The organism is Anaerocolumna sedimenticola (genome assembly GCF_009931695.1).
Taxonomy (GTDB): Bacteria; Bacillota; Clostridia; order Lachnospirales; family Lachnospiraceae; genus Anaerocolumna; species Anaerocolumna sedimenticola.
The window spans coordinates 830,012-854,484 of record NZ_CP048000.1 but is presented as its reverse complement, the minus strand read 5'-3'; the positions used below and the strand labels follow the sequence as shown (position 1 = coordinate 854,484).

25 protein-coding genes and 1 pseudogene are annotated in these 24,473 nt (G+C 38.6%); 22 read left to right on the top strand and 4 right to left on the bottom strand.

Features of this window, described 5'->3' with window-relative positions; all coding sequences use genetic code 11:
* The first annotated feature begins 191 nt into the window (after window positions 1-191).
* From prfB to Ana3638_RS03720, 8 genes and pseudogenes are all read left to right on the top strand, one after another.
* Window positions 192-1,302, top strand: a protein-coding gene (prfB, locus tag Ana3638_RS03755; protein ID WP_161836842.1) for a peptide chain release factor 2 whose coding sequence is annotated in 2 segments (ribosomal slippage) — window positions 192-266 and window positions 268-1,302 — 1,110 coding nt in all. Because the reading frame shifts where the segments join, the coding sequence is not laid out codon by codon here.
* Window positions 1,303-1,379: 77 nt separating this feature from the next.
* On the top strand, window positions 1,380-1,865 hold the full coding sequence (locus tag Ana3638_RS03750) for a chemotaxis protein CheW (protein ID WP_161836841.1): 486 nt from the start codon (window positions 1,380-1,382) through the stop codon (window positions 1,863-1,865).
* Between the two features lie 374 nt (window positions 1,866-2,239).
* Window positions 2,240-2,680, top strand: a complete 441-nt coding sequence (locus Ana3638_RS03745; protein WP_161836840.1) for an ACT domain-containing protein — start codon at window positions 2,240-2,242, stop codon at window positions 2,678-2,680.
* A 258-nt stretch (window positions 2,681-2,938) separates the two neighbouring features.
* On the top strand, window positions 2,939-4,156 hold the full coding sequence (locus Ana3638_RS03740; protein WP_161836839.1) for a homoserine dehydrogenase: 1,218 nt from the start codon (window positions 2,939-2,941) through the stop codon (window positions 4,154-4,156).
* Between the two features lie 260 nt (window positions 4,157-4,416).
* Window positions 4,417-5,618: pseudogene (locus tag Ana3638_RS26710) on the top strand (cofactor-independent phosphoglycerate mutase).
* Window positions 5,619-5,737: 119 nt separating this feature from the next.
* Entirely contained in the window at window positions 5,738-6,946 is a 1,209-nt protein-coding gene (locus Ana3638_RS03730; protein WP_161836838.1) for an aspartate kinase, read from the top strand.
* Window positions 6,947-7,161: 215 nt separating this feature from the next.
* Window positions 7,162-7,812 carry an MBL fold metallo-hydrolase gene (locus Ana3638_RS03725; protein ID WP_161836837.1) on the top strand — a complete coding sequence of 217 codons (651 nt, stop codon included), beginning with the start codon at window positions 7,162-7,164 and terminating at the stop codon, window positions 7,810-7,812.
* 175 nt (window positions 7,813-7,987) lie between these two features.
* Complete coding sequence (locus Ana3638_RS03720; protein WP_161836836.1) at window positions 7,988-8,620, top strand: formate/nitrite transporter family protein; 633 nt, start codon at window positions 7,988-7,990, stop codon at window positions 8,618-8,620.
* A 6-nt stretch (window positions 8,621-8,626) separates the two neighbouring features.
* Here the strand turns inward: Ana3638_RS03720 and Ana3638_RS03715 are convergent, their stop codons facing one another.
* The 4 genes from Ana3638_RS03715 to Ana3638_RS03705 all read right to left on the bottom strand — a co-directional run bounded on the left by Ana3638_RS03715 (window position 8,627) and on the right by Ana3638_RS03705 (window position 10,988).
* Window positions 8,627-9,727, bottom strand: a complete 1,101-nt coding sequence (locus tag Ana3638_RS03715) for a response regulator transcription factor (protein WP_161836835.1) — start codon at window positions 9,725-9,727, stop codon at window positions 8,627-8,629.
* A gap of 93 nt (window positions 9,728-9,820) precedes the next feature.
* Window positions 9,821-10,015 (bottom strand): ATP-binding protein, encoded by a 195-nt coding sequence (locus Ana3638_RS24885; protein ID WP_246240764.1) that lies wholly within the window; start codon window positions 10,013-10,015, stop codon window positions 9,821-9,823.
* A gap of 23 nt (window positions 10,016-10,038) precedes the next feature.
* Window positions 10,039-10,578, bottom strand: coding sequence for a sensor histidine kinase (locus tag Ana3638_RS03710; protein ID WP_246240761.1), 540 nt, complete (start codon window positions 10,576-10,578; stop codon window positions 10,039-10,041).
* Window positions 10,575-10,988, bottom strand: a complete 414-nt coding sequence (locus Ana3638_RS03705) for a M67 family metallopeptidase (RefSeq protein WP_161836834.1) — start codon at window positions 10,986-10,988, stop codon at window positions 10,575-10,577. The genes Ana3638_RS03710 and Ana3638_RS03705 overlap by 4 nt, the downstream gene beginning before the upstream one ends.
* A 317-nt stretch (window positions 10,989-11,305) precedes the next feature.
* Between Ana3638_RS03705 and Ana3638_RS03700 the strand changes: the two genes are divergently transcribed.
* The 14 genes from Ana3638_RS03700 to Ana3638_RS03635 all read left to right on the top strand — a co-directional run bounded on the left by Ana3638_RS03700 (window position 11,306) and on the right by Ana3638_RS03635 (window position 24,319).
* Window positions 11,306-12,172 carry a 4Fe-4S binding protein gene (locus Ana3638_RS03700; protein ID WP_161836833.1) on the top strand — a complete coding sequence of 289 codons (867 nt, stop codon included), beginning with the start codon at window positions 11,306-11,308 and terminating at the stop codon, window positions 12,170-12,172.
* Window positions 12,169-12,420: a sulfurtransferase TusA family protein gene (locus Ana3638_RS03695; protein ID WP_161836832.1), complete on the top strand. Its 252-nt coding sequence runs from the start codon at window positions 12,169-12,171 to the stop codon at window positions 12,418-12,420. Before Ana3638_RS03700 ends, Ana3638_RS03695 begins: the two co-directional genes overlap by 4 nt.
* A gap of 34 nt (window positions 12,421-12,454) precedes the next feature.
* Window positions 12,455-12,826, top strand: coding sequence for a DNA-binding transcriptional response regulator (locus Ana3638_RS03690; protein ID WP_161836831.1), 372 nt, complete (start codon window positions 12,455-12,457; stop codon window positions 12,824-12,826).
* A gap of 40 nt (window positions 12,827-12,866) precedes the next feature.
* Entirely contained in the window at window positions 12,867-13,694 is an 828-nt protein-coding gene (locus Ana3638_RS03685; RefSeq protein WP_161836830.1) for a HesA/MoeB/ThiF family protein, read from the top strand.
* A gap of 39 nt (window positions 13,695-13,733) precedes the next feature.
* Complete coding sequence (thiS, locus tag Ana3638_RS03680; RefSeq protein ID WP_161836829.1) at window positions 13,734-13,940, top strand: sulfur carrier protein ThiS; 207 nt, start codon at window positions 13,734-13,736, stop codon at window positions 13,938-13,940.
* Between the two features lie 252 nt (window positions 13,941-14,192).
* Window positions 14,193-14,954, top strand: a complete 762-nt coding sequence (locus Ana3638_RS03675) for a 5'-methylthioadenosine/adenosylhomocysteine nucleosidase (protein WP_161836828.1) — start codon at window positions 14,193-14,195, stop codon at window positions 14,952-14,954.
* A gap of 254 nt (window positions 14,955-15,208) precedes the next feature.
* Window positions 15,209-16,084, top strand: a complete 876-nt coding sequence (locus Ana3638_RS03670; RefSeq protein ID WP_161836827.1) for a nucleotide-binding protein — start codon at window positions 15,209-15,211, stop codon at window positions 16,082-16,084.
* 52 nt (window positions 16,085-16,136) lie between these two features.
* Window positions 16,137-17,600, top strand: coding sequence for a nitrogenase component 1 (locus Ana3638_RS03665; protein ID WP_161836826.1), 1,464 nt, complete (start codon window positions 16,137-16,139; stop codon window positions 17,598-17,600).
* Between the two features lies 1 nt (window position 17,601).
* Window positions 17,602-18,888 carry a nitrogenase component 1 gene (locus Ana3638_RS03660; protein ID WP_161836825.1) on the top strand — a complete coding sequence of 429 codons (1,287 nt, stop codon included), beginning with the start codon at window positions 17,602-17,604 and terminating at the stop codon, window positions 18,886-18,888.
* A 35-nt stretch (window positions 18,889-18,923) separates the two neighbouring features.
* Window positions 18,924-20,102 (top strand): methionine adenosyltransferase, encoded by a 1,179-nt coding sequence (metK, locus tag Ana3638_RS03655; RefSeq protein WP_161836824.1) that lies wholly within the window; start codon window positions 18,924-18,926, stop codon window positions 20,100-20,102.
* Window positions 20,103-20,160: 58 nt separating this feature from the next.
* Window positions 20,161-21,021, top strand: coding sequence for an ABC transporter permease (locus Ana3638_RS03650; protein ID WP_246240759.1), 861 nt, complete (start codon window positions 20,161-20,163; stop codon window positions 21,019-21,021).
* 1 nt (window position 21,022) lies between these two features.
* Window positions 21,023-21,796, top strand: coding sequence for an ABC transporter ATP-binding protein (locus Ana3638_RS03645; protein WP_161836823.1), 774 nt, complete (start codon window positions 21,023-21,025; stop codon window positions 21,794-21,796).
* Window positions 21,797-21,932: 136 nt separating this feature from the next.
* Window positions 21,933-23,114 (top strand): aliphatic sulfonate ABC transporter substrate-binding protein, encoded by a 1,182-nt coding sequence (locus tag Ana3638_RS03640; RefSeq protein WP_246240756.1) that lies wholly within the window; start codon window positions 21,933-21,935, stop codon window positions 23,112-23,114.
* A 17-nt stretch (window positions 23,115-23,131) separates the two neighbouring features.
* Window positions 23,132-24,319, top strand: a complete 1,188-nt coding sequence (locus Ana3638_RS03635) for a radical SAM protein (RefSeq protein ID WP_161836822.1) — start codon at window positions 23,132-23,134, stop codon at window positions 24,317-24,319.
* Window positions 24,320-24,473 lie beyond the last annotated feature (154 nt).

Sequence of the window (24,473 nt, the reverse complement as noted above, 5' to 3'; positions counted from 1 at the left end):
CATTTCCATAGGTTATTGCGAAACTAAATTATTGTATTTATAAACCATGTGATTAATACGAATTTCAGAGCTGAATTTTGCTCTAAGGGCAACTGGAGCTATGAAATTCGTATTAATTGTATGGTATATTAAAAACTTTAGAGTTTTGCAATTACCTAACATAAAATAATATATATGAAAGAGGTGAAATAGTGGTTGAATTAGATCAGTTAAAATATAGTCTTAGTACCTACGAACAGCCATTAATTGAAGTGGGGGATTCACTTTGACCTTGCAGGTAAATTAGATCGAATCGACATGATAGAACATATCATGGAGGAACCTAATTTCTGGGATTCTACGGAAAAGTCCGGAGGATATGTCAAGGAATTAAAGAATCTAAAAGATATTGTTGAGGAATATAATGCATTAAAAAGAGATTATGATGACATTGCTACAATGATTGAGATGGGTTACGAAGAAAATGATCCGTCCCTGATTCCAGAGATAGAAGAAATGTTAGATAAATTTAAGGAAGAACTGGATGAGTTGCGTCTGAATACTCTTTTATCCGAAGAATATGACAAATATAATGCCATATTAACCTTACATGCGGGAGCCGGAGGTACGGAAAGTTGTGATTGGGCCAGTATGCTCTGCAGAATGTATCAAAAGTGGGCGGATAAAAAAGGATATACGACAGAAATGCTGGACTTCCTGGATGGAGAAGAAGCAGGACTTAAATCCGTTACCTTACAGATTAACGGCTTGAATGCTTATGGCCATTTAAAATCCGAAAGAGGTGTACACCGTCTGGTTCGTATTTCCCCATTTAATGCGGCAGGAAAAAGACAGACATCCTTTGTATCCTGTGATGTTATGCCTGATATTGAAGAGGACACCGGAATTGAAATCGATGAAGGAGACTTAAGGATTGATACATTCCGTTCCAGTGGTGCGGGTGGACAGCATGTTAACAAAACCTCATCGGCGATTCGAATTACTCATATACCAACCGGTATTGTGGTACAATGTCAGAATGAACGTTCTCAATTTCAAAATAAAGATAAAGCCATGCAGATGTTAAAGGCAAAGCTTTATCTTTTAAAACAGCAGGAAAATCAGGAAAAAGAATCCGGTATCCGGGGTGAAATTAAGGAAATCGGTTGGGGAAGCCAGATCAGATCCTATGTTATGCAGCCTTATACCATGGTAAAGGATCATAGAACCAATGCGGAAGTAGGTAATGCGGCAAGCGTACTGGATGGTAATCTGGATCCGTTTATTAATGAATACTTAAAATGGTTAAGTATAAATAAATAATAAATGATCTAATTAGCGAAGTGTGATAGTTATCACTTTGGCTGAATCACTGATGGATGAAAGAAGGGGTACGAAAGATGGAGATAACAAAAAACGTACAGAAAAATCAAACAAAGCAGGTTATATTTACTTTAGGTGATGAAGAATTCGGATTGGATATCATGATAGTTAATGCGATTGAAAAGTATACCGATTTGATACCGATTCCTAATGCACCATCCTATATCCGGGGAATTATCAATCTTAGAGGGGATGTTATTCCGGTATTTTCTCTGCGCAGGAAGTTTAGCTTAGCAGAGAAAGAAATGGATGATAATACAAAATTGATAATTACAAAATCAAATGGTATATTCCTGGCTTATGAAGTAGATGCGGTAAAAGAAATACTGGAGATATCTGCTGAGAATATCAGTGAAACACCAACCATTGTAAAAAGCATTCACACTTCCTATATCAAGTGTGTGGCAAATATTAACGGCAGGATGATACTTCTGTTAGATCATGACGGAATATTATCATCAAATGAACAGGAAAATATTCAAAGCCTCATGGCCAACCAATAAAGCAAACTCTGCAATTCTGATGTTTAAAGGAAGGCAGCTTTCAGAATCGGACTGAATCTTGTCAATGAATAATTGCAGTGTTTGCTCTTTGAAGAGATTGTCTCTAAAATGAATAGGAGACAATCTCTTTTTGCATCTATTATTAGGGCGAATCCCCTTTGAAATTCTATAATTAATCGAAAAATTTGAATAGTTATGAGAATTTATTCAAAAAAGTAGTTGCAATTAATAGGAAAGTATGTTAATATATCTTCCTGTGAAAGACATGTGTATTCCCTGTACATACATATAAAACCCTAACAAATTTTAGGAAGTAACTCCCCGTTAAATCGGGGCCAAAATATCCGAAAATAAGCACTCAGGAGAGCCAAAGTATGGATGAAAGTAAATATTTCATAGTTAAGAAAAAGGCAGTTCCGGAAGTCCTGCTTAAAGTTGTTGAGGCAAAAAGGCTTCTGGACTCAGAAAAAGTTTTTACGGTACAGGACGCTGCTGATATAGTTGGAATCAGCAGAAGTTCTTTCTATAAGTATAAAGATGACATTTTCCCATTTCATGAGAATGCAAGAGGTAAGACCATAACTTTTATGCTTCAGGTTGATGATAAACCGGGATTATTATCCTGCGTACTAAATTGTGTGGCTAAAAATGAGGCTAATATTTTAACCATTCATCAGAGTATTCCGGTTAATGGTATTGCTTCTTTAACACTTAGCATTGAGATTCCGGGGCATATTAGTGATACTGCGGTTATTTTTGATGAAATAGAAGCTTTGGATGGTATTCATTATTTAAAAATATTAGCGAGAGAGTAATCGGTTTACGACATTTGAAAGAATTTGCAGTCATATTGTATAGAGTGGAATGTCATAGGTTAAAAGGAATGAATTAATTAGATAGATACAATTGCGAAACTAAGCCATTCTATCTGGATACCGTATAATTAATACAGTTTCAGCGCCAAATCCGGCCCGAAAGGCCAATAAAGCCGGAAAAAAGTAATTGTACGGTATATTCAAAAGATTATTTAGTTTTCGCAATTTACTGATTGAGGTATGCAGAAAGGAGATTTTATGGTTAATATAGCAGTATTAGGTTATGGCACAGTAGGATCCGGTGTTGTGGAAGTACTTAACGTAAATGGGGACAGTATAAATAAACGCTGCGGACAAGAGATTAATGTGAAATATATTTTGGATTTAAGGGATTTCCCTGGAGACCCCATTCAAGAGAAAATAGTCCATGATTATAACATAGTTGTAAATGATCCGGAAGTTAAAATAATCGTAGAAGTTATGGGTGGTGTTGAACCTGCTTATACCTTTGTAAAAGAGTCAATCTTAAAAGGTAAGAGCGTATGTACCTCCAATAAAGAATTAGTTGCAAAACATGGCGCCGAACTGTTAGAGCTTTCTAAAACAAAAAAGGTAAACTTCTTATTTGAGGCAAGTGTCGGCGGCGGTATTCCTATTATCCGTCCTTTAAACCAATCCTTAACTGCAGATGAGATTGAAGAAATCACCGGTATTTTAAATGGAACAACTAATTATATATTAACCAAAATGAGTAATGAAGGTTCAGATTTTGATTCTGTATTAAAAGAAGCGCAAATGAAAGGTTATGCAGAGCGTAATCCCCAAGCAGATATAGAAGGCTTTGATACCTGCAGAAAAATAGCAATATTATCTTCCCTGGCATTTGGAATGCAGGTGGATTTTGAAGATATTTATACCGAGGGTATCACCAAAATAACAGATGCTGATATTAAGTATGCAAAAGCAATGGGAGCCAGCATAAAGTTACTTGGTACCAGCAGAAAAGAACAGGACCATGTATATGCCATGGTAGCCCCGATGTTAATCAAACCGACGCACCCTTTATTCAGTGTAAATGATGTATTTAACGGGATATTTGTAAGAGGTAATGTAATCGGTGATGTTATGTTTTATGGCAGTGGTGCTGGTAAATTACCAACAGCCAGTGCGGTGGTGGCAGATGTGGTGGATGCTGCAAAACATATTGGTACCAATATCATGACTCTATGGAGCAGTAAGAAATTAAAATTATCGGACATAAAAAATGCAAAACATAGATTTTTTGTTAGAATAGCAGATAACAGTGATGAAATGAAAGAAAAGGTTGCTTATATCTTTGGTCATGTGGAAGAAGTGAAAGCGCCCGGTGTAGATAACGAATATGCATTTATTACGTTGCAGATGAGTGAAGAAATCTACCGGGAAAAAGCAATAAACATTGATAAGATAATAAGTATCATCCGTGTCATGTTTTAACAGCCGGAGGGTACCGCAGACGGCGGTCTGCAATGGGTGCAAAGTGAAAATAAATTTTCACCTCTGATTTGAAGCGTGCCAGGCACGCAGTTAGTGAGCTAAAGTTGAAAGAAAATATAATTAGTGAAAGGAATGCCAGATACGATTCTTTCAACTATCTATGATGGCAGTACCGCAGACAGGTCTGCAATAGGTGCAAAGTGAAAATAAATTTTCACCTCTGATTTGAAGCGTGCCAGGCACGCAGTTAGGAGTAAAAAATGAAGTACATTATTATACTGGGCGATGGAATGGCGGATGAACCAATTGAAGAATTAGGAGGAAAAACTCCATTAGAATATGCGGTTACACCAACCATGGATCAATTAGCGAAAAAGTCAGAAATCGGATTATGTTATACAATACCCGAGGGAATGAAACCGGGCAGTGATACCGCTAATTTATCCGTGCTTGGATATAACCCCAGACAGTATTATACCGGCCGCTCACCACTGGAAGCATTAAGTATCGGTGTTGATATGAAACCGACGGATATTGCATTAAGGTGTAATATCGTTACCGTATCGGACGATAACCTTCCCTATGAAGAAAAAACCATCATTGATCACAGTTCCAGCGAAATATCAACAGAAGATGCGGCGATTCTGTTGGAAGCGGTCAGGAAGGAATTAGAAAATGACACATATAAGTATTATGTTGGGACGAGCTACAGGCATCTTACCATATGGGATAAGGGGGAAGCAGTGGAATTGGTACCCCCCATGATATCTTAGGTAAGGTAATAGGAACATATTTGCCACAGGATGAATATCTAAAAGATATGATGAAAAAAAGTTATGATATCTTAAATAATCACCCGCTTAATATAGAAAGAGCTGAAAAAGGCTTAAATAAAGCTAATTCCATTTGGTTTTGGGGAGCAGGAACCAGACCGGCCTTAACCTCCTTTGAAGAAAAGTTCCATAAGAAAGGTTCTATGATATCAGCGGTTGACTTATTAAAAGGGATTGCAGCAGGAGCTGATATGAAAGTTGTGGAAGTGGAAGGCGCAGATGGAACGCTTCATACCAATTATGTTGGAAAAGCCATGGCAGGAGTAAAAGAATTACTTGAAAAAAATTGTGATTTTGTATATATTCATATAGAAGCACCTGATGAGATGGGTCATCAGGGCAGTATCCCGAATAAAATAAAAGCAGTAGAGTATTTGGATGATAAGGTTATTAGAGTAGTAAAAGAACAGATGGATTTAAGTAAAGTTCCTTACCGAATGATAATCATGCCGGATCATCCGACCCCCATTCACTGTCGTACCCATACAAGTGATCCTGTACCCTATATGTTCTATGATAGTACTAAGGAGCTTAATAATTCCTGGAACTACAATGAAGCAGAAGCAAGGGAAAGTGGTAATATTGTTAATCGTGGTTATGAAATAATTAATAAATTGTTTGAAGTATAATTCTTACAAAAGTTAATTGTGGCTATTCAGTCTCTACGGTTCAAAAGAACAAATATAAGCAAAATTATCTGTTGGATTAACCTACAGATGCAAGCGAAAATTAATATAGGAGGCAGCGTATGCTTATTGTTAAAAAATTCGGTGGAACATCAGTAGCCGATAAGGAAAGAATTTTTAATGTTGCGGGTAGAATTATTGAAGATTATAAAAAGGGCAACGAGGTGGTGGTTGTATTATCTGCTATGGGAAAACAAACAGATGTCCTGTTAGCCCAGGCGAAGGAGATTAACCCTTATGCATCAAAAAGAGAAATTGATATGCTGTTAACAACGGGAGAACAGATTTCCGTATCTTTAATGGCAATGGCTTTGGATTCCTTAGGAGTACCGGCTGTATCATTAAATGCATTTCAGGTTGCAATGCATACTACATCCGTATATGGCAACGCAAGGCTTAAGAGAATTGATTCCGAACGAATCAGAAATGAACTTGCAAATAAAAAGGTAGTTATTATTACCGGATTCCAAGGTATTAATAAATTTGATGATTATACCACTCTTGGCCGCGGCGGCTCTGATACAACAGCAGTAGCACTTGCTGCAGCTCTAAATGCCGATGCATGTGAAATTTATACCGATGTCGACGGAGTATTTACAGCTGATCCGAGACTTGTACCGAATGCTAAGAAATTAGATGAAATAACCTATGATGAAATGTTAGAGCTTGCTTCTTTAGGTGCAGGAGTATTACACAACAGATCAGTAGAAATGGCAAAAAAATATGGAGTACAGTTAGTCGTACGTTCAAGTTTAAATTTATCAGAAGGAACCGTAGTTAAGGAGGAAGTTAAAATGGAGAAAATGCTTATTAGCGGCGTAGCTGCAGATAAAAATACTGCCCGTATTGCAGTGATTGGATTAGAGGATCAACCTGGAGTAGCTTTTAAATTATTTAATCACCTGGCAAAATATAATATTAATGTAGATATTATTCTTCAATCCGTTGGACGTGACGGTACTAAGGACATCAGCTTTACCGTATCGGAAGACAGTTTAGAGGAAGCTGCCCGAATATTAGAGCGTCACAGACAGGGAAGTTTAAAATGCCAGAAGATTGATGTGGAGAAATCCGTAGCGAAAGTGTCCATCGTTGGTGCCGGTATGATGTCCAACGCCGGTGTAGCTGCCAAAATGTTTGAAGCATTATATGATGTTGGTGTAAACATTAAAATGATTTCAACTTCCGAAATCAGAGTTACAGTATTAATCGATGAAATTTATGTTGAAAAAGCAATGAGAGCGGTTCATGATAAATTCAGCTTAAATTAAGCTTAATATAAAAAGCCGGGACCTTTGGAAATTGATTTTACTTTCGAAGATTCCGGCTTTTAGCTTATAGGTAATGGAATCCTATAAGATAAATAGTCAGCAAGGCAGGATGCACATGACGCGCCAGATGTATATTGTCACTAAAGTAACAGCGTCAGCGCTAGAGTCTGGCAAGCCAGATCTCTTTTATCATTTCTAATGAAAGAGAAAACATTATGAAGATTAATAAAATAAAAAGCAGAAATATCATATTTACTTATAACATTCCGGACGGTTGGGATCTTAATCTTCACCTGATTTTAGGAGATAAGTATAATTACATCATTGATACCGGGTTAGGCTCTCTTAGCATCTTACCGGTAATAAACTACATAAAAGAGGATAAGAAACCAACAATAGTGATTAATACTCATTTTCATTGGGATCATATATGGGGTAACCATATGATGGGTGACTCTATTATAATATCCCATTATTTGTGCAGAGAGCGTATGGATCAAAATTGGGAGGATATGTTACAAAAGAGGTTTCAGTATCTTCATGGTGAAACCAACAAGTATCTTCCCAACCTTACATTTGAGAATGAATTGTATTTTCCTGAAGATGGAATCCGGATTTTATATACACCGGGGCATACCAAAGATTCCATAAGTGTGTTGGACGAAGTTGATAACGTAATAAATGCAGGTGACAATATCGGTGATACAATGGAAGAGTTGATTCCTGGCTTAGAGTGTGAAAAATCTGTATATATGGAAACTTTAAAGAAATATAAAAATCTGGATTTTGAATTTTGTGTATCCGGCCATAATACCATTTTGAAAAAGGAAATATTTGATAAAATATTGGAAATGATTATTGATTAATATTATCATGTAAATATTTCATATATATTTTTTAAAGATGCTATGATATAATGTGTCGTGGTTTGATTAGCGGATCTTATACAGAAATCTAAAGATAAAATATAAGACAGAAATTAAAAGATCGAAATTAAAAGACAATAATTTATAGACAAAAATTCAAAGGAAGAATAAGTATATGAAAACATTTATAAAAGCAATTATGGCAGGTATAGCAATCAGTATTGGGGGAACGATTTATCTGACCTTGGAAAATCATATAGCAGGATCGTTCCTGTTCTCCATAGGGTTATTTACCATTTATACCTTCGGGTTGAATTTATATACGGGTAAAGTATGTTATATCCCCAATGAAAAGCCGAAATTCCTGTTAACCATATTAATTGTTTTATTGGGAAATGCAGTTGGAACCGTGGGAATGGGTTATTTATACCGTGGCACAAAACAGGTAAAGCTGGTGGAACACACTTCTGAACTGGTTCAGTTAAAATTATCGGATACAATCTTCAGTACTTTTATCATGGCTGTATCCTGCGGATTGATGATGTGTATCGCAGTAATCGGTTTTCAGACCATTAAAGACAGCGTGGGAAAACACTTAGCATTAATACTGCCGATTATGGTATTTATATTATCGGGTTATGAGCACAGTATTGCGGACATGTTTTACTTTTCCCTGGCAAATGCCTGGAGCGGAAAAGCTTTTATTTACATAATCGTAATTGCCATTGGTAATATGGCCGGTGGATGCTTATTGCCGATTGCTTCCAGGGTATTGGATCATGATAAGTTAGGATGTCTGCGTGAATAATCCGGTTTAAATCTGATAATCACTGATATCTGTATTCCGGTATTCTTTGGGGTTTAAACCATAAATCTTTTTAAACTGTTTTGAAAAATAGTTAATATCCTTATATCCAAGCTGGTAACTGATTTCATATATTTTCTTATCCGTATATTTAAACAAATATTCCGCCCTGGACATTTTAATCATAGTAATATAATCATTAAAATGAATGTCGGTCTTGGTAAAAAAGGTATTACTTAAATAGGTGTTATTGGTAAAAAATTTGGCGGCCATCACTTTTAGTTTTATATCTGATTCCGGATGCTCCAGGATATAGGCAATGATTTCTTTGAGATTATTATCATGAATAGCAGGATCCAGTTTATTAATAAATTGGATCAGATAGGTTATTTTTCTGATATAAAAGGATTTAAATGAGTCTGAATTGCCCTCGTGTATATAGTCTATTTCTTCAAAATAATGGATGTGGATATAATTTGACAGCCATGGGTATTCGGTATATACCGAAGAGATTATGTTATGGTATAATTTTTTTATCATTAAGTCAGCTTTTATCAAATTGTCTTTCATTGCCTCATAAATATGGTCCAGGGTATTCTGGAATAAAGGAATTAATGATAAATCTTTTTCTTTAAAATAGTTGAGTATTGATTTCTCTTCAGAAACAGGATAGGACCAGATATCTTCTTCTGGTTCGGAGGAGGACAACAGGGCAGCTTTGTTGACAGGAATGGAATCCAGATGTTTTCTGACCCTTTTTAACAGGGGAATCAGTTCTTTTTCACGGGCTGGTTTCACAAGATAATCAAAAGCACCGTAGATGATTCCCTGTCGGGCATATTGAAATTCGCTGTATTCGCTAAGTAAGATAACACAGGGGCACAGATGCTCCTTTTTTATTTCAAAAAGAAGCTGCAAGCCGTCTATAATTGGCATACGAATATCGGTTATTACCAGGTCATAAGTCGATTCACGTAATAAATCCAGGGCAAGACGTCCGTTGTTTGCTTTTCCGAAAATCTCAAAACCGGAGGATTCTCCCCATACATGCATTCGCTTTAATTCCAGTAAAAAGATTTCTCTATCATCTACTATGAGAGTTTTATACATGCTGACCTCTTTTCTGAATACCGAATCATTGATTCTATATCCGTTAATACGCAGTTGAAATTATATTTTATGTAATAAACTTAGTAAGGTCTCTCATTTTAATATATCTTCTTGGTTTAGGGTGAAGTAAGTACATGCACCTTTTCCGACTTCACCGGTAATCCATACTTTTCCGCCAAGGCTCTCTATCATTTTTTTTACAAGGGCAAGGCCTAAACCGCTTCCCTCGTAATCGTCGACAGAATGCATTCTCTGAAACATACCAAAGAGATTTTCTGAAAACTTCATATCAAAACCAACACCATTATCTTTTATAAAAAAATTGGAAGGGAATCTTCGTACCGGAACCCAACGGTAATGACTGCTTCCTCTTTCCCTCTGGTAAATTTAAGAGAGTTGGATAGTATATTGGTAATTACCTGTTCCATCAAAAAACGGTCACTCAATATGATCGGTAGATTACTTTCAAATTGAAGCAGCGCGGTATTGGACGGAGAATAGCTGCCCACAAGCTTTTGAAATACGGATTGGATTATGTTTTTTAAATCCACAGGTTCTTTGATCGGATCCATTTCGGCGTATTTCGTGTAATCAAGAAGTTTATTAATTAACAGCAGGGTATCATTACAGATACTCCTGATATTTTCAATAAGTTCTACACCGTTTTTATCCGTATCGGTCCCATAGTCTTCCAGAAATATTCTGGCATAACCATCGATTGCCCGGATCGGAGCTTTGATCTCGTGGGAGATACTGGAGTTAAAGATTCTCAGATCACTGTTATGATTTGCGGATATATATATTTCATTTTCTGCTTTTTTATTATTTTCAAAAGTTTCTATCTTTCTCACTCCATAACTTGTAATTGATCTTTACCAGCTTTACTGTCTTTGATGTTAAAACTGTTAATAACCGGGTTTTCCCTCTCCTGTAAAGAAATGATAACATAACTCAAATTTGGGTCAAAGGCCAGGCGGATGTCTTCTGCAGAAGGTCTGGATGGTGTTGACGGATGGCTGTGAAAATTTCCGACTAACTGTAAATTATTTTTACGAATCTGGGATATTACCTGAAACTGTTCTTTGATGTCCATAGAAAAGTGTTCCGGGCTTTGGTCCGTATTTTTTAAATAAAAAATGTGGGTGACAGTTTTAATCCCGTCTTCAATAATCCCTGCAAGTAAACCACAGCATTCATTGGGTAATCCCTCAATGCAGTATGTAAATAGAGCTTTAATCTGTTTTTCGCTAAAAATAATCATATAAATTCCCTCGTATCAATAATTATTATTTTATCGTCTTAAATAGAATACTGACGCCAGAGAACAATCCATTAAAGTTCTTATATTTATACCCTGTAATCTTATAGGAATAATATAGTTTAACTATATAATGAGTTCTTCTTTCTGTCAATATTAAATATGTTATTTCGTAAAGTCAATTTCCGTTTGCAAATGCTAAAGATTCTCTGGCCAAAACCTAAAGATAGTCTCATTGTCAGATAAGATTTGACATTTTATAATGAAAAACATAATCAGCTGCATAATAGGCAGAGTACTGTAATTAAGGAGGGTAAGTTATGGATGAACAGGCGTATAAGGAACTGAAAAAAGGCGGTTTCATGAGACAGAAACAGGAAGAAAAATTTTCGCTGCGCCTTAGGGTGGTCGGAGGACAATTAAAAGCCGGACAAATAGCGAAAATAAGTGAAATTGCAGATAAGTATGGACAGGGTTATGTACATATGACTTCCAGGCAGGGAATAGAGATACCGTTTATTGATTTTAAGGATATCAATACAGTGAAAGCTGAATTGGCAGAAGTGGGATTACAGCCAGGTGCCTGCGGCCCCAGGGTAAGAACTATCACGGCGTGTCAGGGAAACGGTATTTGCTTAAGCGGACTTATTGAGACCAGTATTCTTGCAAAGGAGCTGGATGCAAAATATTTTGCAAAAGACCTGCCTCATAAATTTAAAATCGGAATTACCGGATGCAGAAATAACTGTTTAAAAGCAGAAGAAAATGACATAGGTATTAAAGGCGGTATATTACCGGAATGGGAGGAAGAAAACTGCACCTATTGCGGTGTCTGTGAAGCAGTCTGTCCGGCTGATTGTATCCGGGTGAATCAAGAAACGCAAGAGCTGGAGTTTGAGAAGGATAAATGTGTATATTGCGGAAAATGTATAAAATCCTGCCCTATGGATAACTGGACCGGAGCAAGCGGTTATATTACATCTTTTGGAGGTCTGTTCGGTAATACCATAACCACGGGAGAATCTTTAATACCTTTGATAACCGAAAAAGAGACTTTATTCCAGGTAATTGATACGGCAATTGATTTTTTTAAAGAATACGGCAGACAGGGAGAACGTTTTCGCTTTACCATAGACCGGATAGGAATCGATAAACTTAAGGAAAAAATAGAGGAGGTAATAAGTTGAGTACTAGACGACCGGATGGATTTGTAGATATTACCGATGTGGTCTGCCCCATAACTTTTGTAAAAACGAAAGTAGCGCTGGAAGAATTGGAAAAGGGACAGATACTACAGATTAAATTAAATGACGGGGAACCGGTACAGAATGTACCCAGAAGTTTAAAAAATGAGAAGCATAAGATTATAAGCCTGAATAAGAATCAGGACGGCACCTATACCTTAGAAGTAATAAAGGGTGGGATGGCAGATTGAGCTGCTTGAAATATAAGGGTGAAAGGGGTTTGTCATGCAGGATATCAGAGTTCTAATTATTGAAGAATTTAAGTATATAGCAGATTTGAATGTTCTTGAGCTGAAACGGGGAGGTTTCATTGTTGAAAGTCAGTTTGTGAGCAGTGAGGAATCCATGATTTGTGCGCTAAAACAACAATGGGATATTATTTTATCGGATAATTCGACACCTCATTTTAATGCTATCCAGGCTTTATTTACAAGAAATAAAATATCACCCCGTACTCCTTTTATCATAGTTTCAGAAGATGTTTCACCGGAAAGCATAAAGTTGGCCATGAAAAATGGGTGCTGCGCTTACCTTTTAAAAGAAAACCTTCACCAGCTTGCAATTCTGGTCAGAAATATCATAAACAGAAAGGTCTAGTTACCTTTGCGTATAAAATACGCAGGAATGGGAGGAAAATATGAAGTTTACAAATGCACAGCTTGAACGTTATTCAAGGCATATCATCCTTGAAGATATTGGCGTAAAAGGCCAGGAAAAGCTGTTGAACGGAAAAGTACTGATTATTGGAACCGGTGGTTTGGGTGCACCGGCGGCCCTTTACCTGGGAGCTGCCGGTATCGGAACCATCGGTCTGGTTGATGGGGATATCGTTGATTTATCCAATTTACAGCGACAGGTTATCCACAGCAGTAAAGATGTAGGTAAGGCAAAAGTTATCTCAGGAAAAGAAAGTATCAATGCCATTAACCCCGATGTTAATGTTATTACATATCAGGAAAGAGCAACAGCGGATAATATTAAGGATATTATAAAGGATCAGGATTATGATTTTATACTTGACGGAACAGATAATTTTCCTGTTAAATTTTTAATCAATGATGTCTGTGTTATGTTAAAAAAGCCATTTTCTCATGCAGGAATCATAAGATTTCAGGGACAGACCATGACTTATGTGCCGGAGAAAGGTCCTTGTTACCGTTGCGTATTTAAGAATCCACCGCCTCCGGATGCGGTTCCCACATGTCAGCAGGCTGGTGTTTTAGGTGTTATGGGAGGAGTGATCGGTACTATTCAAGCTACGGAAGTTATCAAATATATAACCGGTGTAGGAAACCTTCTGACAGGACAATTACTAACTTATGATGCAAAAAAGATGGAATTCCGAAAAATAAAACTTGCATCCGATAAATCTTGTGCAATCTGTGGTGAGAATCCAACGATACAGGAACTGATTGATTATGAAATAGCTGCCTGCAGTATCACAGACAGAAAAAATCTGGAATAAGGGATGCAACATTTTGGAAGGAATAGAAAGGAGCTTGAAATGACTATTATTTTGAACGGTAAGGAGACCACTTTTGAGGGAGAAATCACTATTGCTGGACTGTTAGGGCAAGGATATGTTGAAATGCAGGAATATGTAACAGTACAGGTAAATGAAGAAATAATTTCACGTGAGGATTATGGAACCTATGTAATTAAAGATAAGGATATTGTAGAATGCCTTTATTACATGGGTGGAGGAAAATAAAGAGAGAATTTAACTATTACCAGGAAAATCTTTATGTATTCACTTATATCAGTTGACACAATTTTATATAAATTCAATAATTGCCTCATAAATTTTAGACCGGATAATTTATACTTATGCAATGTAATTAGAAATGATGGAACTGACTGGACGACCTGAGGTTTTAGAAACAGGATTTAAGTAATGATTCTGTTCTAAAGCCTTTTTTTATATTATAAATAGCTAATACACCGGAGGGAGAAAAGAAAAAATATGAAAATAGGTATTATTGGTGCAATCGAAGAAGAAATCAAACTTCTGATGGAGGAGATAGAAATTCTGTCGGAGGAAACCATAGGAAAAAGAACTTATTATAAAGGCAGCTTATTTGGCAGGCAGATTATTCTTGTTTATTCAAGATGTGGTAAAGTTGCGGCAGCATCCACAGTTACTACCTTAATTCAGCATTATGGAGTGGATTTGGTTTTATTTACCGGTGTCGCAGGAGGCGGAAATTCAGAGAGAAAGATAGGTGATGTTGTCATAGCTAAAAAATTGGTCCAGCATGATATGGACTCAACCGGGATACCGGGGGCTTTAAGATTTGAAATACCATTACTTAAAAAAATTTACTTCGAGACGGAGCCTCCCCTTTTAAAAAAGGCAAAAGAGTCCGCCGAACACTACATTAATCACCAGTTGGAGAAGGAACTCGACCTTAAGCTATTAAAAGAATTTAATATCACGGTGCCAAAGGTAGTGGTGGGCACCATTGCAAGCGGGGATCAGTTTATATCCGATAGAAATAAGATAAATGCATTAAATTCCCAGATAGAGGATCTTCAGTGCGTGGAGATGGAAGGTGCCGCTGTAGCACAGATATGTTACGAATATGGAGTAAGCTTTGTGGTTTTTAGGGTAATTTCAGATAATGCGGATGAAAATGCCCATTATAATATAAAACGGTTTCTGGAAAAAACCGCCGGATATTTTACAAGAGGAATTATTAAACAACTAATAAGTGAGTTAGGTTGATCAATACACCAAAATAGTATTCTTACTATACTAGTAGGAATACATGATAATATTTATTTGTAACCAGGAAAATCTTTATTGATTCCCGCTTGGTAATTGACATTTAAAAAGGTGGACTCTATAATCAACATCATAAATTCGGCCTATTAAATAGGAGAAGGATAAAACTAACCAGACAACTGGAGGTTTTAGAAGCAGATAAGAGTAAGTTAGGTTCTGCGTTCTAAAATCTTCTTTTTTAAAGGAGAATAGGAATGAGCAAAAAAATAGGCAAACACATTGCAATTTACGGGAAAGGCGGTATTGGAAAGTCCACCACGACCTCTAATATCAGTGCGGCTTTAGCGGAAGCAGGTTATAAGGTAATTCAGATCGGTTGTGATCCGAAAAGCGATTCCACCAATACATTAAGGGGAAATAATTACTTACCAACAGTACTTGACAGTCTAAGAGACGGAAAAAAGATACATCTGGAGGATATTTCCGCTGTGGGATATAAAGGAATCCTGTGTATTGAATCAGGCGGACCGGTTCCCGGTGTCGGTTGTGCCGGCCGTGGAATTAATGCAGCGGTATCCCTGCTTCAGGAATTAAACCTTTTCGAGGAATTTAAACCGGACTTTGTGTTATATGACGTACTGGGAGATGTTGTGTGCGGCGGTTTTGCGGTTCCTATCCGGGATGGAATTACCGACAGGGCTTATGTGGTAAGTTCTTCTGATTTTATGGCAATCTATGCCGCTAATAATTTATTTAAAGCAATCAATAAATATGCGCCCTCCGGTGGTGCAAAACTGGGAGGTATCATCGGGAACGGATTATCCGCAGGGTATTCCAAAGCCATTATCAATGACTTTGCCGACCGGACAGGAACCAAAGCAGTCGGGTATGTTCCCCGCTCTTTAGTGGTATCCCAGAGTGAACTGTATGGTAAGACCGTAATAGAAGCGCATCCGGAAGACCCTCACGCGGACATATATAGAAATCTGGCTAAGCATATAGCAGAGAGTGATGAACTGGTGGTTCCGAATCCTATTGCCGTAACCGAATTAAGGGACTGGGCAAAAGAATGGGGAGATAAGATTTATGATCTTGAAACCGGTGTATTGGCAGGAGCAGCAGGTATATAACCCCACGAGCAATAAGCCCGAAGATAACGATTATATGATCTAGGAGGAAGATATGGGACTATTGGATGAAAAAAAGGTTATTTCCAGAGAAAAAAGAGCATCAACCATTACCGCTTATCAGGGAATTAATAAAGTACTCCGGGAAGATTTAAGGGTAACGGAGATACGGCAGAGGATAAGAACCTTTTCCCAGGGAAATCAGGATGAAATTATACATGCACTTGCTTTATTAAGCCATATTAAAGATACACCGGTAATCATACACGGTGCCATTGGATGCAGTGCGGCAGAATTATACTTATATAAAGATAATTCGAATGGCACCTGGTATTCCACGGATTTAAACGAAAGAGATACTATTATGGGCGGCGATGATAAGCTGAGAACAACCATAGAACAGGTATATTACAAATACAGGCCGGAGGTTATATTTGTAGTAGCAACCCCCGTGGTAGCCATTAATAATGACGATATTAATTCCATCATACTGGAACTGGAAGAAGAATTTGATACGAAGATTATCTCTATCTATACGGATGGATTTAAAACAAAAGCAGGAATTAACGGAACGGATATCGTGTTACATAGTCTGGCCAGATATATCGATGAGGACAGTATAACGGAAAAGACATATGAAAGGAAAAATGAAGGGAAAAATAAAGGAAATGAAATAAACAGTAACAATACGGATGATTTTATTAATCTTATCAGTATTACTGAAAATGAAAAATCTATAAAAGAGATTACCAGGCTATTAGAAAAGCTGGAAGTTAAATATAATCTGATTCCACAGTTTGCCACCATAAAAGACATAAAACGTACCAGACTGGCCAAAGCTTCCATAGCCATAGCAGAGGAGGAAGCGGATGTACTGCTTAACGGTTTAAATGAGAAGTTTCAGATACCGGTAATAAGAAGTACGGTTCCCATCGGTTTAAGAGGAACCGGTGAATGGCTCTTAGAGCTCGGCAAAGTAATCGGAGAACAGGATAAAGTGAATGACCTGATTATGGTTGAAGAAGAAAGAGTTAAAAAATATATTAGTAAGAAACCTCTGGCAAGAAAGAAAGTATTTATTGATCTGGAATTATCGGTGGCCGCGGGGCTTGCGGAATTTGTAGAAGAACTGGGCGGTAAGGTAAGCGGTATCTCCGTCAGTCATATTGACAGTTTAAACAAAGAATGGTTAAAGGTTTTACCGGAGGATGTTCTTATTATAGCAGGTGACGGGCAGCCCTTTGAACTGGCCAATCTGTTAAATAAAAATAAACCGGATTTTTACATAGGAGGAACTGAACAGGCCGGGCTTGCAGCAAGCCTTGGAATAATACCAATTACCGTAACGAATAAAATCCTGTACGGCTATGAAGGGGCCATTCAATTGATTCAGGCGATTCTAAAAGTGGAAAAAAGGACTGGTTTCGTAGATTATATGGCTCTAAACTCAAGTATTCCTTACCGGGAATCCTGGTTAAAAAAAAGTGCAAACTGGTATATCAAGCAGGAGGTGAAATAGGATGTCTGGCAGCATAGAAAAAAGCAGATATGGATGTAATCTTCAGGGGGCCCTCCAGACTTTAACAGAAATCAAAGGAGTTGTACCGATCCTGCATACCACGCCTGGCTGCGGAATCCAAAATTACCTTGCAGGGAAAGCAGGAGGCGGCAATACGGGATATTTAAAAGGATATTCCGTTCCTTGCTCCAATGTATATGAAAAACAGGTTATTTTTGGTGGTACCTCCAGATTAAGAGAACAGATTAAAAATACGGTTAAAGTGATCAATGGAAATTTGTATGTTACCATATCCGGCTGTGAAGCAGAAATGGTAGGGGATGATATTGTATCCATGACCCAGGAAATCATTGATCAGGGCGAAAATGCCATTTATTATAAGGCAGCAGGTTTTAGAGGGAACCAGTTTACCGGTTATGTCGGAATTCTGGATGCCCTCCTGAATCAAATATCACATAACACAGACGAAAATAAAATTGAAAAAGGTCTTGTTACTATCTTTGGAATATTGCCGAAACAGGATATCTACTGGCAGGGAAACTTAAAAGAGCTGGAAAGAATTTTAAACAACATTGGACTCAAAGCCAACACTCTGTTTGGATCCGGGCAGGATATCGCACAATGGAAGGATATACCCAAAGCAGAACTTAATGTGGTAGTTTCCAAGTGGGGGTTAAGTGCCGCAAAAAAAGCAGAAGAGAAATTTGGTACACCATATTTGTATGTGAAAGAACCGTTACTGGGGGAGGAAGCGGTTGGGCACTTTCTTTTGGAACTCGGAGAGAAATTAGGAATTGATCCTTTCATAATTAAGACTTATCACGAGAAAGAGAAAGAACATTTTATACATGCTCTGGAACAGATCACAGAATATTATTATGAGTACGGTTTTCAAAAAACGGCAGCCATTGTAGGAGATGAAAGTACGGTGATCCGGTATGCCGCATTTTTGACCAGATATTTGGGAATGGAAGTAGAAATTGCCATTATTACGGATTTTTCAGAGGAAGAAAACAGGGAGGAGGCTATAAAACATCTCGGAAAATATGTGAACCGGGTATATTTTAGCAAGGACAGCAATGAGATTGACGAGATTTTAGAAAACAGTAATGTGGAGCTTCTGTTTGGCAGCGGTCTGGAGAACAGTACTGCAGGGAAATTGGATATTCCTAATTATATCATATCCTATCCGGCCTATGGTAAGGTGATTATAGACAGAAGTGATATTGGATATAGCGGGGCCATAACCCTTTTAGAAGAAGTAAGTAACTTATTAATAAAGAGCTGATTAAAAGAAATAAATAAAAGAAAAGAGGAATTAGTATGGGCAGATTATTTACATCAGAATCAGTAACGGAAGGACATCCGGATAAAATTGCGGACCAGATATCGGATGCTATTCTGGATGCGTTGATTGAACAGGATCCTTATTCCAGAGTTGCGGCAGAAACGACCGTTGCAACCGGTTTGGCTTTAGTGGTGGGAGAAATAACAACAGAGGCTTACGTGGATATCTCTAAGATAGTACGAAATACAATCAGGGATATCGGATATACCAAAAACTCCGGTGGGTTTGATGCGGATTCGATTGCAGTTCTCACCTCCATTGATGAGCAGTCCCCGGATATTGCCCTTGGTGTTGACAAAGCCTTTGAATCCAAGCAGGAGGGAGTAAAAGAAGATTTTGGTACAGGTGCGGGGGATCAGGGAATTATTTTCGGATATGCCACCAACGAATCACCGGAGTATTTACCTCCTGCCATATCCTTTGCCCACAGGCTGGCAAGAAAACTGGCAGAGGTCAGAAAAAACGGCAGACTCAAATATCTAAGGCCTGACGGCAAATCACAGGTTACCGTGGAATTTGACGAAACCGGCAAAGTAGCAAGGATCCATACCATAGTAATCTCCACCCAGCACAGTGAAGAAGTGACTTTGGAGCAGATTAAGGAAGATGTCATTAAATACATAATAAAAGAAGTCATACCGGCGGAGCTGTTAGATGAAAATACGAAGTATTACGTAAATCCTACCGGACGTTTTGTCATCGGCGGTCCACAGGGCGATGCCGGGCTAACCGGAAGAAAAATTATTGTTGATACCTACGGCGGAACCGGAAGACACGGCGGCGGAGCCTTTTCCGGCAAGGATCCCACGAAGGTTGACCGCTCAGCAGCATATGCAGCCAGATGGGTGGCTAAAAATTTAGTCGCCGCCGGAGCAGCAGATAGGCTGGAAGTAGAAATTGCTTATGCCATCGGTGTAGCTAAACCGGTATCCGTTGCTGTAGATACCTTTGGAACAGGTAAAATAAGTGATGATAAGATTGTAGAAATCATTGATAAAATATTTGATTTAAGGCCGGCTGCCATTATAAATGCATTGGATTTAAGAAGACCTATCTATAAACAGACTGCAGCTTACGGGCATTTTGGAAGAACGGATCTTGATCTTCCCTGGGAACGGCTTGATAAAGCTGATGAAATTAAGAAATACCTATAGTACTTAATGGATATGGATGCCGCAGGGAGGCATAAGAACAGGACGGGTGGAAGAAATATTGGATAAAGGATATAAATTGCTGCTGCCGTTATCTTCCGGCCCTTTAAAAATGGCAGAACCGCAGACTGGTCTGCGGCATGCAATGGGTATAAAAATGAAAAATACAAAACAGCTGGTATTAAGTGGTATCATACCAATTCTTATCATCATCGGCTGGTATTACGTAACGAATTATACGAATACTCCAAAAGCTATTTTGCCTAAGATCAGTGCCGTGGGTGCTGCGTTTGTGAAACAGGCTGTAAACGGGCAATTGACCGCCGATGTCAGTGTAAGTGTAAAAAGAGTAATAGAGGGATTTTTCTTTGCTGCCCTGTTAGGAGTTACCATGGGAACCCTTATGGGAATGTCTTTAACGATACGGAGCATATTTATGTTAACCCTAAATACGATCAGGCAGATTCCTATGATGGCCTGGATTCCCATGATTATACTCTGGTGCGGTATTGAGGATTTATCCAAGATTGTAGTAATTGTATTAGGAGCTTTCTTCCCGATTATGGTAAATACCTTAAGTGGTATCACAAGTACACCTCAGGGTTATATCGAAGTAGCAAAGCTTTACCGCTTAAGCAGCTGGAAGATATTCACCAAGGTATATCTGCCCTCCGCCCTTCCTCAGATTTTCGTCGGCTTGAAGCTTGGTCTTGGTATCGCCTGGATGGCGGTGGTCGCCGCAGAATTAATTGCTTCCAGTAAAGGAATCGGTTACCGTATCAGCGATGCCAGAAATTTAATGAAACCGGATATTATGATTGTTGGTATGCTCTTAATCGGCATTATAGGTATCTTAATGGACCGTATCTTAAGTTATATAGCAAAAAAAGTAACACCCTGGGTTGAAGCGAGGAGGGCTTGAAATGGCAGAGGATTTGTTAAAGATCGAGGGGCTTTATAAGCACTTTTTGGTGGATAAAAAGAAAGTGGAAATCTTAAAGAATATTAACCTCACTATAAGAGAGGGTGAATTTATAACCATAGTCGGCCACAGCGGCTGCGGAAAGAGTACTTTGCTTAAGATTATTGCAGGCCTGGTGGATTATGAGATCGGGAGTGTCACCAATAACGGAACAAAGATATCAGGCCCGGATATTGACAGGGGGATGGTATTTCAGGAACACCGGCTGTTACCCTGGTTATCCATACAGGATAATATTAGCTTTGGTTTAACGAATGTATCAAAACAGGAAAAAAACAGAATCGTTACGGATATCATTAATCTGGTAAAACTGGATGGTTTTGAAAATGCATATCCCCACCAGTTATCCGGCGGAATGGCCCAAAGGGCGGCCATAGCCAGAGGACTGGTCACCAACCCCAGAATATTATTACTGGATGAACCGTTCGGAGCCCTGGATGCTTTAACAAGAATCCAGATGCAGAAAGAAATTCTTAAAATATGGGAGAAGGAAAAGACAACCATGATCTTGGTTACTCATGACATCGATGAGGCGGTGTATCTGGGACAGAGAATCGTTGTCATGTCGGCAAGACCGGGGGAGATAAAATCAATTATAGATGTGGATACTGCCGGATCAAAAATCAGGGGTAGTGCGGATTTTGCCTACCTAACAAATAAAGTATACCAGTATTTCTTCGAGGATGAGAAACAGGAACTGGAATACAGTATATAGAATACTGTCTGGGGAGAGACAGTGTTAAGAGGAGGTAATCTATGAGTAATTTAAAAGATCATTTGTACCAGGAACTTTATATCAAAGCCAGGGTAATCGCGAACGGAATATCAAGACAAAGAATAGGAGGAATTTTATGAGAAAGAAACGGAAAATTGTAGCATTAACATTATTATTTGTATTAGTTATGTCCCTGATGGCGGGCTGCAGCAAGAAAGTTACTGATACAAATACTGATATTACCGCCCAGGTCGATTCAAAAACGGAAGAAGGCAGTGAAAGTAAAGTGGAAGATACAAAAGCTGCAGATACGGATTCGTCCGTTGAAACAACGGAAGAAACTACAGTTGATACGGCATCAACAAATGAAACCTCCAATCTTCCAACCGGCCATAAAGCGGATACGGTAAAGATCGGATTTGTGGATGTAACCGGTACCGGAATCAATTCGGATACGTTAGGCCTTGCAAGAGATCAGGGTTTTATTGATGAAGAACTTGGTGCAATCGGGGTGAAAGCAGATTTTGTCCCTATGACAGGCGCAGGTCCGGCTATTAATGAAGCCTTAGCAGGTGGCAGCCTGGATGTCGGTTTTCTTGGAGATGTTCCTGCCATTATCGGCAAATCAGCAGGAATTGATACCCAGTTAATCGTGTTTAACGGGTTAAACAGCGGAGCTTCCCTGGTAGTGCCTAAAGATTCTGATTTTAAAACCGTACAGTACTTAAAAGGGAAAAAGATAGCAACGCAAAAAGGTGCTTTCATGCACAAGGTATTTATCGATATACTGAGTGCAAATGGATTGTCCATTGATGATGTGGAATTCGTCAATCTGAATGCACAGGGTTCGGCAGAAGCACTGGTGTCCGGCAGTGTTGATGCTGCGGTAGTCGGCGGCAGCACCCTGTCCAATTTAATTGAGAAAGGATACGGAAGAGTGCTGGTGGATTACAGGGAACATCCGGAATGGAACTGCGGAGGTTACGGTATTGCCAGAACGGCTTACATTAACGATAATCCGGATATTATAAAAGCGTTATTAAGGGCATTAGTGAAAGCTCAGAAATTAGCGAAATCAGATGATACGGTCATGTTAAAACAGTGGACCACTACCGGAGATACGGAAACTTCTTATGAATACCTGTATCCGAAACATAACAACTATTACAGTATTATAGGTGATGAAAAAGAGATTGCAAGTGGAAAGAATACCATACAGTTTTTATTGGATAATGGATTAATTGAAAATGAATTTAATTTTGAAGAATGGGTCAACAGCAGCTTCTCAGATGCAGCATACAGTGAACTGGGAGAATAAGGACAGGAGGCAGGTAAATGAGTAATTTAAAAGATATTTTATATAAGGAATTAGCACTTAAATCAAAGGTGAATGTAGAAGGGATCAATGTAAAGCCGTCCATTTTTAAAAATCTGGAGCTGGGAACCAAATACCAGGAACAGATTCACGGATTATTTGAGATGGATCATGTAGATCATGTAGGGACTTTATTTCCCTGCAGTTTCACATCTCCCAACGGACTTAATTACAATTTTAACTGGGACCCCAGGTCCGAAGTGTCCCTGGAATTCCGTGACGGTGAGTTCTACTTACTGGATCGGGGCAAGGAGCAGTTCCCCATTAAATTTTTTGAAAGGCCGTATTATTACGGATTAAAGACCTCCGACGGAACTGCAATGTCTCATGTGGCCGGTTTTAATCCTACCGGTACCGTTGGGGTTGCCTATAGTAATGAATGTGCCTTAAAGGACACCGGTCTGGACTGTTTATTCTGCAATGCCAATGCTACTAAGAATACCTATGCGGAAGTCGAAAACATTAAATGGAAAAATCCGAAACAGATCGGGGAGACGGTGGCGGCAGCTTACAAGTATGACAATGGTAAACATGTAAATATTACGGGAGGTTTTATTCCGGAGAGGCGGGAAGTGGATTATTACATCGATGTAGCGGAAGCCATACAGGAACATGTAGGGGCGGAAGACTTCAACGGTACGGCAGTCATCGGTGCACCCAAGGATTTAAGTGTCATTGATAAATATAAGGAAGCCGGTTACCGAACCATTGCCATACAGATTGAAATCTGGGATAAAAACATATTTAAAACCATCTGCCCCGGAAAAGAATCCGAATGCGGCGGCTGGCAGCATTGGGTGGATGCCCTGGAGTATGCCGCAGGCGTATTCGGGAAAGGTAAGGTAAGAACCGGTTTTGTTTCCGGAATTGAACCAAAGGAGAAGATTTTAGAGGGGGTGGAATATTTTGCCGGTAAAGGAATCTTAAGTCTTACCAATGCCTGGAATCCCAACCCGGGTTCGAAGCTGGAAGGCCACAGGACTCCTTATCCGGAATGGCATCTAGACTTAGCCCAAAAGACTTATAAGATTTTCAAACAGGCTGGCTTTACCTTCGAGGAATACTTTGATGTATCCCCTTCTGCCGACTTTTTAGTCCATGATATTTTTCGGATTGAAGAAGAAAGGCTGCCGGTATTTAACAAATAAAGATTGTAAAGGAATGAGTTAATTGGAGCAAATTATACATAACCACCTGGGAGAGGGAAAGATAAGCGTATTCTGGGCTAAAGCAATAGCAGATATCTCTGCTTCTTGTATGACCTTTATGGTTTTCAGATGAATATTAAGAAGATACGGAAAG

Coding starts and splice junctions, on each gene's coding strand:
- Ana3638_RS03750 (WP_161836841.1), top strand. CDS start 1,380: ATGGAGATAACAAAAAACGTACAGAAAAATCAAACAAAGCAGGTTATA.
- Ana3638_RS03745 (WP_161836840.1), top strand. CDS start 2,240: ATGGATGAAAGTAAATATTTCATAGTTAAGAAAAAGGCAGTTCCGGAA.
- Ana3638_RS03740 (WP_161836839.1), top strand. CDS start 2,939: ATGGTTAATATAGCAGTATTAGGTTATGGCACAGTAGGATCCGGTGTT.
- Ana3638_RS03730 (WP_161836838.1), top strand. CDS start 5,738: ATGCTTATTGTTAAAAAATTCGGTGGAACATCAGTAGCCGATAAGGAA.
- Ana3638_RS03725 (WP_161836837.1), top strand. CDS start 7,162: ATGAAGATTAATAAAATAAAAAGCAGAAATATCATATTTACTTATAAC.
- Ana3638_RS03720 (WP_161836836.1), top strand. CDS start 7,988: ATGAAAACATTTATAAAAGCAATTATGGCAGGTATAGCAATCAGTATT.
- Ana3638_RS03715 (WP_161836835.1), bottom strand. CDS start 9,727: ATGTATAAAACTCTCATAGTAGATGATAGAGAAATCTTTTTACTGGAA.
- Ana3638_RS24885 (WP_246240764.1), bottom strand. CDS start 10,015: ATGAAGTTTTCAGAAAATCTCTTTGGTATGTTTCAGAGAATGCATTCT.
- Ana3638_RS03705 (WP_161836834.1), bottom strand. CDS start 10,988: ATGATTATTTTTAGCGAAAAACAGATTAAAGCTCTATTTACATACTGC.
- Ana3638_RS03700 (WP_161836833.1), top strand. CDS start 11,306: ATGGATGAACAGGCGTATAAGGAACTGAAAAAAGGCGGTTTCATGAGA.
- Ana3638_RS03690 (WP_161836831.1), top strand. CDS start 12,455: ATGCAGGATATCAGAGTTCTAATTATTGAAGAATTTAAGTATATAGCA.
- Ana3638_RS03685 (WP_161836830.1), top strand. CDS start 12,867: ATGAAGTTTACAAATGCACAGCTTGAACGTTATTCAAGGCATATCATC.
- thiS (WP_161836829.1), top strand. CDS start 13,734: ATGACTATTATTTTGAACGGTAAGGAGACCACTTTTGAGGGAGAAATC.
- Ana3638_RS03675 (WP_161836828.1), top strand. CDS start 14,193: ATGAAAATAGGTATTATTGGTGCAATCGAAGAAGAAATCAAACTTCTG.
- Ana3638_RS03670 (WP_161836827.1), top strand. CDS start 15,209: ATGAGCAAAAAAATAGGCAAACACATTGCAATTTACGGGAAAGGCGGT.
- Ana3638_RS03665 (WP_161836826.1), top strand. CDS start 16,137: ATGGGACTATTGGATGAAAAAAAGGTTATTTCCAGAGAAAAAAGAGCA.
- Ana3638_RS03660 (WP_161836825.1), top strand. CDS start 17,602: ATGTCTGGCAGCATAGAAAAAAGCAGATATGGATGTAATCTTCAGGGG.
- metK (WP_161836824.1), top strand. CDS start 18,924: ATGGGCAGATTATTTACATCAGAATCAGTAACGGAAGGACATCCGGAT.
- Ana3638_RS03645 (WP_161836823.1), top strand. CDS start 21,023: ATGGCAGAGGATTTGTTAAAGATCGAGGGGCTTTATAAGCACTTTTTG.
- Ana3638_RS03640 (WP_246240756.1), top strand. CDS start 21,933: ATGAGAAAGAAACGGAAAATTGTAGCATTAACATTATTATTTGTATTA.
- Ana3638_RS03635 (WP_161836822.1), top strand. CDS start 23,132: ATGAGTAATTTAAAAGATATTTTATATAAGGAATTAGCACTTAAATCA.